The sequence below is a fragment of the Alteromonas sp. 38 genome, from assembly GCF_902506055.1.
In the GTDB taxonomy this organism is placed as follows: Bacteria; Pseudomonadota; Gammaproteobacteria; order Enterobacterales; family Alteromonadaceae; genus Alteromonas; species Alteromonas lipotrueae.
This window is the reverse complement of record NZ_LR733300.1, coordinates 3595712-3606513: the sequence shown is the minus strand read 5'-3', so window position 1 is coordinate 3606513 and position 10802 is coordinate 3595712. Positions and strand designations below refer to the sequence as shown.

7 protein-coding genes are annotated in these 10802 nt (G+C 45.3%); 6 read left to right on the top strand and 1 reads right to left on the bottom strand.

Features of this window, described 5'->3' with window-relative positions; genetic code table 11:
* Positions 1 to 110 precede the first annotated feature (110 nt).
* The 6 genes from FLAVO9R_RS15620 (at position 111) to FLAVO9R_RS15595 (ending at position 9041) form a co-directional block, all read left to right on the top strand.
* Entirely contained in the window at positions 111 to 851 is a 741-nt protein-coding gene (locus FLAVO9R_RS15620; RefSeq protein WP_159532794.1) for a glutathione peroxidase, read from the top strand.
* A gap of 166 nt (positions 852 to 1017) precedes the next feature.
* Entirely contained in the window at positions 1018 to 2085 is a 1068-nt protein-coding gene (locus tag FLAVO9R_RS15615) for an alpha/beta hydrolase (RefSeq protein WP_159532792.1), read from the top strand.
* A 39-nt stretch (positions 2086 to 2124) separates the two neighbouring features.
* Positions 2125 to 2685 (top strand): hypothetical protein, encoded by a 561-nt coding sequence (locus tag FLAVO9R_RS15610; protein WP_159532790.1) that lies wholly within the window; start codon positions 2125 to 2127, stop codon positions 2683 to 2685.
* Positions 2686 to 2765: 80 nt separating this feature from the next.
* Complete coding sequence (locus FLAVO9R_RS15605) at positions 2766 to 4448, top strand: TolC family protein (protein ID WP_159532788.1); 1683 nt, start codon at positions 2766 to 2768, stop codon at positions 4446 to 4448.
* Complete coding sequence (locus FLAVO9R_RS15600) at positions 4445 to 5896, top strand: efflux RND transporter periplasmic adaptor subunit (RefSeq protein WP_159532786.1); 1452 nt, start codon at positions 4445 to 4447, stop codon at positions 5894 to 5896. The genes FLAVO9R_RS15605 and FLAVO9R_RS15600 overlap by 4 nt, the downstream gene beginning before the upstream one ends.
* The gene (locus tag FLAVO9R_RS15595) at positions 5889 to 9041 is read left to right on the top strand and encodes an efflux RND transporter permease subunit (RefSeq protein ID WP_159532784.1); all 3153 of its coding nucleotides are present in this window, start codon (positions 5889 to 5891) and stop codon (positions 9039 to 9041) included. The genes FLAVO9R_RS15600 and FLAVO9R_RS15595 overlap by 8 nt, the downstream gene beginning before the upstream one ends.
* Before the next feature lie 198 nt (positions 9042 to 9239).
* Here the strand turns inward: FLAVO9R_RS15595 and FLAVO9R_RS15590 are convergent, their stop codons facing one another.
* Positions 9240 to 10454, bottom strand: coding sequence for a dipeptidase (locus FLAVO9R_RS15590; RefSeq protein ID WP_159532782.1), 1215 nt, complete (start codon positions 10452 to 10454; stop codon positions 9240 to 9242).
* Positions 10455 to 10802: the final 348 nt, after the last annotated feature.

Here is a 10802-nt window from a genome sequence, read left to right as displayed (position 1 = left end):
TACGCATGCTAATTTATACCTTTGATCGGATTAGATGAACCGAGGCTGTTCTTTTTTCTTAGATTTCTCTATCCTAGCAACTTCATTTATTTGCGCGTAGCGAGAACACTATGTCAGAAAGTCGTTTTATCTCAAAAGAAGGTCAACAGGTTCCTTCCGTTTCTATTCCTGTTCGCGATGGCGAAACGTGGGCAACCAAAACCACTGAAGAATTGTTTAGCAATAAAACAGTGGTGGTTTTTTCTCTTCCTGGTGCTTTTACGCCTACATGTTCTTCTACGCACTTACCTCGCTACAACGCACTTGCCAAAGTATTTAAACAGCATGGCGTAGATGAGATATTATGCATATCAGTCAACGATACTTTCGTAATGAATGCTTGGGCAGCCGATCAAGAAGCAGAAAATGTTACTGTTATACCTGATGGGAATGGTGATTTTACTGACGGAATGGGTATGTTGGTAGATAAAGCCGACTTAGGTTTTGGAAAGCGTAGCTGGCGCTACTCTATGTTAGTTAAAAACGGCACCGTAGAGAAAATGTTCATTGAACCAGACGTGCCCGGCGACCCGTTTGAGGTTTCTGATGCCGACACTATGCTTGCTTACATTGCTCCTGGCGCTGAGACAAAAGCACCTGTGTCGCTATTTACTAAGCCTAACTGCCCATTTTGTACGAAGGCGAAAGCATTGTTAACCGACAATGGTTACGATTTTGAAGAGATTGTACTAGGTAAAGATGCCTCGTTAACCAGCCTTAGTGCAGTGACTGGCCGTGAAACTGTTCCTCAAGTTTTCATTGGTGGTAAGCATATTGGCGGGTCAGACGATTTAGCATTGTACTTTAATTAAAAAGCAGTGACGACGGCGAAAAAGCGCTTACCAAAGCAGCACTTGCTAAAGTTTTGCGTGTTAATACACCTTGCCGTCACAGTGTAACTGTACACGTATAAGGCCATTATCTAATGGCCTTATTTTGTTATAATTGGCTAAATGTAATGCCTTTTGGAGAATCTACGTGCATTCAAAGTTTGCTCTCGCAAAATCATCCATACTTCCTGCTGCAGTAATGTGTTGTGCGTTATTAGGCGCATTAATCGTCAGTTCTGTCAGTGCCAGCTCTATTGAAGCACAAGATGTGTTGACGCGATTTGCTGATTTTTATAAGCAAGAGTGGGGTGAAACGCAGCGATGTAAATCTTCTAAACTGCACCGCTATACCGTATGTGGAAACGTACTTCGCAACGAAGGTAATGCTCCCTTCGTGCTGCATCATGATATCCCTTCAAAGAAAGTGGCCGTGTTAGTCCACGGGCTTAGTGATTCACCTTTCTTTATGCGAGAAATTAGCAATATTTTATTCAACGAAGGTTATGACGTTATTGTTCCGCTGTTACCTGGGCATGGGCTGCGAGATGATGAGGGGGCAATGAGTGATAGCGATTTAGCTGAGCGTTGGCAAGCACATGTCGATGAGGTTATCGCGTTAGCTGATGACATGGGCGACACCTTGATTGTGGGCGGGTTTTCAACTGGCGGCGCATTGGCGGTTGAGCAGTACCTGGACGCAAGTGATAACATCGACGGACTTATGTTGTTTTCTGGTGCCTTGGCGCTCTCTGAAAATGCCGAGAGTATGTCTAGGATTTGGGGAATTAAGTGGGTGGCGAAAATTGTGGATGGTAGTTATATCACGCACGGTCCGAACCCTTTTAAATATCCAAATGTTGCCGGCTTTGCGGGGTTAGAGCTGATGGATATTATCGAAAAAGTCCGCGACGATTTTGAAGACGGCAAGCGTATTGAAGTGCCTCTTTTTGCTGCGCACTCTCAAGCTGATGCCACCACGCCTATTCACGGTGTTGAAAACCTAATGGAAAATAGCGCAGGGCCTAATACGTTTTTTGTTATTGATGCATCTTATGCGCTGTGTCATGCCGATCTTGTGGTGAATACGTCAATGCTACACGATATGAAGTTTAATAAGGTCATGGTAAATGAAAACGAAGAGTGCGCCGTGCCAAAAGCAAACCCTTTATTTTCAACCATGTCACTGATGTTAAAAACCTATGCGCAACAATTTTAGCGTTTTACAGCAATAACAAATGCGATTAAGCTTTAAGGCATGATAGCTAAATTGAAAAAGCAGCGACATGGCTATGTAGTCATGCTGATAATGGTTATTTCCTTGGTAACTAAATTGTCGCCGGGAATGGCTATGCCAAAGGCTATGTCAAAGACCGCGACAACGCCTGTGGACGCAACGTATATAGAAATAAATTCTGAGAACAATTTATCAGAAGCAAGTCGCGCGAATAAAAAAATGCAAGCTAGTGCTAGTGGGTGCCATTCAGATAGTCACGCTTCTGCTAGCAATTTCATTGCGCCTTCAAGCACTCAATCAGCTGCAAAAAAGGAACACGCCATTCATAGTGCCTCAAGCGCTCCCCTTGAAGCTGTGAAATCAATTGACCCGAGTATGCACGGTGTCACACCTGATTCGTGCTGTGACGATCATTGTCAATGCCCTACAGGTGTATGCGCCGCTGTTTATGCACTCATAAATAATGATGTATCGGTAGCGGTTATCGCGCTAACCCCGTTAGTCACTTTTGTACATCAGCAAGCCCCTTACACTATACCCAACACCCAATTTCGCCCCCCCAAATTCGCTTTCGCAGGATAGTTGTATCTGGCGGGGGCGTATAGCACCCACGTTTTTCTTTTTATCTCCTGAGTCTAGGGGGAAATTAATGTGGTTTTCTCATGTTTGCATTTAATCTGGGTATGATTTTTAACTACCAAACTCAAGTTCGACTTCGTACTTGTTACCTTCAGCGTGCTTGGCTAGGAATGTTACTTTTTGTCGTTAGTACACCTTCCCTCGCAACGACCCTCAGTCTTAAAGATGCGCAACATCTCGCGCTCAATCAAGACGTTTATTTTCAAGGAAGTCGGCATGAAGAGGCTGCCTATCAGTTCGATAGTGATGCAGCCAATAGCTGGGATAATCCCACTATCAGTACTTCGCTGCAAAGCGTGCCAACCGATGGCTTTTCACTGAATCAAGAGCCAATGACACAGTTGAAATTGGGTATTCGACAAGCTATGCCAAGGGGGAATTCTGCAAACATCTCCCGTACCATCGCCATTGAACAAGCCCAAAAAGAACCTGTGAAAAGAGCAGCAAGGCGAGCGTGGTTGTTGCGAGAAGTGTCGCTGGAGTGGCTGGCGTGGTATCAAGCAGAGCAAACCGTAGCCTTATTGCGCGAAGAATCGCAGTCGTTAGCGCAGTTACTCGAGACAGTAGAGTCGTCTTACCGAAGTGGCGTGGGCGGCACTCAACAGCAAGATATTATTCAGATTCGACTAGAGCGCCTTCGCTTAAAAGATACAATTTTGAAGGAACAGCGAGCTGCATCTGTGGCACTAGCCCAGCTGTCAAGGTGGTTCGATTTTTCCAGTGAAGTAAGTTTCACTGTGCCCAGAGCACTTAATCATCACGACATTTTTCCTTTTAGTCACTCCTTAGCCAGGCAGGTTGAGCGAGGTGACTTATTTAATATTATCGATGCGCATCCCTCTGTGCAGTTGCTTGTAAAAGACGAATTGGTCGCTACACAGAAATTGACTCTTGCGAAAGAGCAAACCAAACCTAAATGGGCCTTTGAAGCCGCCTACGGATATCGTCAAGATGCCCAAAATGGTATGAGCCAAGCTGACTTTATTAGTGTGGGTGTCCAAGTAGATTTACCGCTGTTTAGCAGTAAGCGTCAAGATGCCAATTTGTCGGCATCAGCGGCAAGGTTAGGGCTCAAATCCACACAACGACGATTAGAAGTGAGGCGATTAGCTGCCCTTGCTGAAGCACGTGAAGCTGAGCTTGCAAGCTTAACTGACCGCCAGCAGTTATTTGATACCGCATTACTTGAACAATCAGAGAGTTTAGCCGAGTCAGCGCTTAATGCATACATAGCGGATAAGGGCACATTTGACGGCGTAATGCGTGCACGTATCTCTCACATATCAGCAAAGTTAGATGCTCTAGCGCTTCATGTCGATATAGCAAAAACTTTAGCCGAACTCGCTTACCTGTACTACCCGCTGACAAACGAACAAAATCAGTTAACAGGTTCTCGATTGAAAGACAGATTGCTAGACACCCACGTTTTAGGTCGCCAAATGACCTCCTCTCGATTTATAGATATCCATACTTCCAGAAGCCAGATGCACACCCAGATCAGTGTTGGGAGGTTCAATTTTGGACACCCACTTCAAACCTCTGACTCAATCGATGAACCACTACTGACTAAAGTGGACACCCACACAAGTTCAAACATGGACATCCACACTAAATTCAAAGACATCCACATAACTGCTACAAATCCAGTTACTAGATCAAACATGGACACCCACAAAACCACTACCGACGGAGTAGCAAAACAATGAAGACACTATTTATTCTTGTGGTCGGCTTAATCGGTGGCGCAGCGGCTATGTTTGTATGGAATTCAAACATACAGAGCGAGGCCGCTGTTGAGGGGGTGATTGCAGGTGGTGATGACAACTCAAATAACAAAAAGCCCCTCTATTGGGTTGCGCCTATGGATGATGCCTACCGTCGAGACAAACCGGGTAAGTCGCCTATGGGCATGGATTTAGTGCCAGTATATGCAGCATCGGGTAGCGGCGCAAAACGTGATGGTGAGGTGACCATTTCACCCCAGGTACAGCAAAATATGGGCGTGAAGTTTACCACGGTAAAACGAGGGCAACTGGATTTGACCTTTAGTGCAGTGGGGAACGTTACCTATAACGAAGACTACTTGGTGCATATCCACCCCAGAGTAGAGGGTTGGATTGATAAGCTGTTTATTAAAACGGAAGGTGAGGCCGTTAGCCAAGGGCAAAAACTGTATACCCTTTATTCACCTGCTCTGGTGACTGCGCAGGAGGAGTTTGTTATTGCGTTAAAGCGAGGAGACACACGCTTAGCCGCAGGTGCTAAACAACGTTTAAAAGCGCTGCATTTATCGGATGGATTTATCGCGCAACTCGAAAAAAGCCGCGAGGTTTCACAAACTATTACCTTCTTTGCCCCCCAGGCCGGCGTGGTAGAACATTTAGGCGTGCGCGAGGGGTTCTATGTTCAACCTGGCACTACGGTGCTTAGTATTGCTCGTTTAGACAGAGTGTGGGTTGAAGCCCGCGTATTTGAGCGAGATGTGCCTAAAGTGGCACTTGATCAGCAGGTATCGATCACGTTTGACTATCTGTCAAATAAGACCTTTACGGGTAAGGTCGATTTTATCTACCCAGCACTTGATGTTGAAACACGTACGCTCAGAGTGCGGGTTACTTTAAAGAACGACAGCGGTGACATTAAACCCTATATGTTCGCCAATGTGATTTTTACCAAGCAAACCGAAAAGCCTGTGCTGTATGTGCCTTATCAAAGCGTTATTCAAATCCAGTCGCAGGGCCAAAATCAACATCTCGCCCAAAACCGAGTCGTTATGAATGTCGAAGAAAGCTTTAAATCTATAGCCGTCAACGTTGGGAGTAAAGCAGGGGACTTCATTGAAATAACTCAAGGCGTAAATGAAGGTGACAAAATAGTGCTGTCGGCGCAGTTTCTGATTGATTCAGAGTCGTCTAAAACATCAGATTTCAAACGTATGCAGTCTCATGGCGATCATGAAATGGTAAAACACAACAAGCCAATGTCTGATACGCCTGAGCATGACCCAATGCAACACGATCCAACAAAACATGATCCAACACAACACGATTCACCCCAAAAAGAGTCAAACCTGCCAGAGAAATCTCATCATGGATTACAACATCAGGGAGTGAATCACGAGGCCAAGCACCACGAGGGCATGCACCATGATTGAAGCCATAATACGTTGGTCTGTGGCGAATCGCATATTAGTTTTACTGGCAACGTTGTGTATTTCTATTGGCGGGGTAATAGCAGTAAAGCATACACCTATTGATGCCATACCTGATTTATCAGATGTGCAGGTGATTGTTAAAACCAGCTATGCAGGGCAATCGCCTCAAGTAGTAGAAGATCAAGTAACCTATCCGCTCACCACTGCCTTAATGTCTGTGCCGGGTGCAAAAACAGTTCGAGGATTTTCATTTTTTGGTGACTCTTATGTGTACGTTATTTTTGACGACAGTACCGATATGTATTGGGCACGAAGCAGAGTGCTGGAATACCTTAGCCAAATAACCTTGCCTGATGGTGTGGTACCCAAACTGGGGCCTGATGCTACTGGGGTAGGTTGGGTTTACATGTATGCCCTTGTTGATGAGTTACACAACTACGATGCTGGTGAGCTTAGGGCTTTGCAAGACTGGTTCTTAAAATATGAATTGCAAAGCGTGCAAGGAGTGTCGGAAGTCGCCTCTGTAGGCGGCATGGTTAAACAGTATTTACTGCAACTTCATCCGCAAAAGTTGCAAGCGTATAACGTGCCTTTACGTCATATTGAAACGGCACTCGCCCGAGGCAACAATGCAGCGGGTGCGTCAGTAATAGAAATGGCTGAAGCAGAGTATATGGTGACATCTTCTGCCTATCTTACGGGTACTGAAGATATTGCTAATATTCCTTTAGGCGTTGTTCACAATGGCGTGGCGATAACGATAGGCCATGTCGCGAGTGTAGTAGAGGCGCCACTTATGCGCAGAGGCATCGCTGAGCTAAACGGAAATGGCGAAGTGGTAGGTGGCATAGTAGTGATGCGCTTTGGCGAAAATGCTAAGGCGACTATTGATAACGTGAAGGCGCGTATTGAAACGTTGAAGGCCAGTTTACCTAGTGGCGTAAATATTGTACCGGTATACGACCGTTCCACCCTTATCGATAATGCCGTCGATAACCTATGGAGCAAGCTTGTTGAAGAGTTACTTGTGGTGGGTGCCGTCTGCTTAGTGTTTCTTTTTCATGTGCGGTCGTCGCTGGTTGCCATAATCACATTACCAATTGGCATATTAATGGCCTTTATCGTAATGAAGTTTCAAGGCCTTAACGCAAATATTATGTCTTTAGGTGGTATTGCCATTGCTATGGGGGCCATGGTGGATGGCGCTATTGTGTTGGTGGAAAACCTGCATAAGCATATTGAACGGGCGACAGCGCAAGGAGAGCACGTAAAAGGTGAAGCGCGTTGGGCGCTAGTGGTGAAGTCGGCCACCGAAGTGGGGCCAGCCCTGTTCTTTTCACTGTTGATAATTACCGTGTCTTTTATCCCTGTTTTTACCTTAGAAGCACAAGAAGGGCGAATGTTTGCCCCTCTCGCTTTTACGAAATCCTATGCCATGGCTGCCGCTGCGGCGTTAGCCATTACCTTGGTGCCAGTGTTAGCCGGCTATTTCGTGACAGGCAAGGTAAAAGCAGAGCATCGCAACCTGTTAAATAGGGCTATTTCGACAGGGTATGTTAAGGCGTTAACGGCTGCGCTGAACCACCCTCGAAAAATAGTGTTCGCAGCCCTTATTGCGTTAGTTTCTGTAGTATGGCCAATGCAGCATATCGGTAGTGAATTCATGCCATCTTTGGATGAGGGGGACTTACTCTATATGCCTACGACTTACCCTGGAATTTCGGTGGGCAAAGCCAGAGAGTTGCTACAACAAACCGATAAGCTGATTGCCACAATACCCGAGGTGCAAAATGTATTCGGTAAAGTGGGTAGAGCGGATACCGCTACCGATCCTGCGCCTTTAACTATGATAGAAACCTTTGTGCAATTAAAGCCAAAATCCCAGTGGCGTGCAGGTATGACAACATCAAAATTGAAGGAAATATTAAACAGTACGGTGGAATTTCCAGGGGTATCCAATGCGTGGGTGATGCCAATTAAAACGCGTATCGACATGCTCGCTACTGGTATTAAAACGCCGGTAGGTATCAAAATAGCGGGGCCAGAATTAGCGGGCATTCAGCAGGTAGGTGTACAAATAGAACAAGCGCTACAAGACTTTGAGAATACCGCATCGGTATTTGCCGAGAAAGTTGCAGGTGGGCGTTATATCACTATTGATATTAGTCGTGATAGGGCGGCGCGATATGGGCTCAATATCGCTGATATCCAAGAGGTTATCAACACTGCTATAGGTGGGCGAACATTGGGTGAAACCGTAGAGGGAAGGCAGCGTTTTCCTATCAGTATGCGTTACCCACAACAATACAGAGATTCTCCAGAAGCGCTAAGACAACTTCCCATAGTTTTAGCAAACGGTGCCAATATTACCTTGGGCGAGGTAGCCGATATTGCTATTGAGGTGGGGCCCGCGGCAATAAAAAGCGAAAATGCTCGATTAAACGGTTGGGTATTTATCGATATTGAAAGCGGCGATTTAGGCAGTTACGTAAAAAGTGCAAAAGAACATATTACTAATACGGTTTCATTGCCTCCAGGCTATTCCTTAACGTGGGCTGGACAGTTTGAATACTTAGAAAGGGCGGAAGCACGGCTTAGCATAATGGTGCCATTTACCATAGCCGTTATCGTGTTGCTGTTGTATTTAAGCTTCAGGCGAGTTGCCGATGTAGCACTTATTATGATTACCTTGCCATTGGCACTAATTGGCAGCTACTGGCTACTGTATGCACTGGAGTTTAACTTCTCTGTAGCCGTTGCCGTTGGGTTTATTGCCTTGGCGGGTGTCGCGGTTGAAATAGGCGTTATTATGCTGGTGTACCTGCATCAAGCGGTTGAAGCGTTTGATGGAAAAGCTTGCTCTACTACGCATGCTCAATCATCTGCTGAGCAAATAAAACAAGCACTTAAAGACGCCATCATTGAAGGTGCCACCCGGCGTGTTAGGCCGGTAATGATGACGGCGCTGTCTATTATAATAGGCTTACTACCTGTGCTGTATGCAACGGGAACCGGTGCTGAAATTATGCGACGTATTGCTGCACCCATGGTAGGAGGCATGTTAAGTGCGCTAGCGCTAACTCTGTTTGTGCTACCTACTATGTTTTACCTTGTTCAGGCGTGGCAGATGAAGCGACGTTCGTAAGAATACACGCTACATAACCACCTTAGAAACAAAAAGGCAGTTAGGATAACCTAACTGCTTTTTTAGTATTTGTTCGGCTGTTTTATTTCACTGCTTTACTTTACTGATGAAAGCGTACGGTTTGCGCCAAATGTTGTTTACTCAGCGCTAAATACCGTTTTTAATCACTTAGAAATAAAAGCCAATACTCATCAATGATTAATGCTTGCTGGCGTAATCTTCCACTTGGGTCCATACACGTAATAAATTTCCGCTCAGGATTTTTTCAATATCTGCACGGCTGTATTCTCTGTCCAGTAACCCCTGAACTAAATTAGGGAAGCTGGCCACATCTTTCAGGCCAATAGGCAACGAGTCACCTACGCCGTCATAATCAGAACCAATTCCTACGTGCTCAATACCAACCAGCTCTACCACATGGTCGATGTGGTCAAGCACTTCATCAAGTGTTGAGTAAGGGTAAGGTACTTCTTTGCGGTAGTTAGCTTCGAAGTCTTCCAGTTTCGGGCTATCTTCACCTTCAGAGGCAATCAATGCTTTGCGCGCTTGTGTTAGCCCCGTGCGCCATGTACCCGCTTCTTTCGTTACAAAGCTTGAGCCAAAGTTAATCATGATAACGCCTCCGTTCTCGCCAAGCGCTTTAACCATTTCGTCGTTCATATTACGCTCGAAACCAGGTGTAAAGCGTCGAAGTGATGAGTGAGACGCAATTACGGGTACCTTGGTCAGCTCAATAACTTGATAAAATGCATCGTCAGATACATGAGAAATATCAAGCATGATGCCGATGTTGTTCATCTCAGTAACCAGCGTTTTACCAAACGGACTTAAGCCATTCCACTGACGGCGCAAATCGTAAGACGAATCTGAAATATGGTTCGACTGACTGTGTGCTAGTGTAATATAGCGAATACCACGTTCGTGAAACGCTTCTAGATTAGCTAAATCGCCTTGAATCGGTGAGCCGTTTTCCATTCCCAGAGGTAAAGAGATGATGCCTTTTTCAAATTGTGCTTTTACGTCTGACGGGCTTTTGGCAATGGCAAATTTATCAGGGGCTCGCGCCACAATGGCTTCTACAGAATCGATAAGCAAATGAGCAAGTTGTGTTGATTCTGGTGAATTATCTAAACTCGCAGGTACATAAATTGACATAAAAGGGGCATTTAAACCGCCTTTTACCGCGCGTGGATAATCAAAGTCTCCACCTTCCGTGGCTTTGGTGACATCTACCCATGCATTTTTTACGCGATAGGGCACGTCAATATGCCCATCAACAATAATCGTTTCTTGGGCTATTTTTTTCGCTTTTTCACCCGCTGTGTAAGTGGGGGTATTATCAGCAATGGCTGATGCGCAAAGTAGAGTGGAAATTGCGAGAGCACAAGATTTTAGCGGGAAGAAGCCCTTCATTTTTGTTTTTTCCTTATCATTGTTGTAAGACAAAAGACTAAAAGAAAACCTGCTTAGCTACAATGCCCAGAACGTCTTAATCTTTCATTTCTTCTTATTTCCAGTTATTTCGGACTTTTTCAATCCCAAAGCTCCTAAAAGTGATGAAATCGTGCGTTTTTAGAGCGGTTACTACCATTCACTTTAATTTTACATTGCAATAAAAATTTAAAACTTGTTATTGTGTTGACGCGTGACTTCATAACGCGAATGCGGGATACTCCCGAGCGCGTCGCCGAATAGGATGAGAGTGAGTTCATCCGCGCGGCCTACATAATTTTTCGTGGCACCCCTCACTTCTCAGTTATT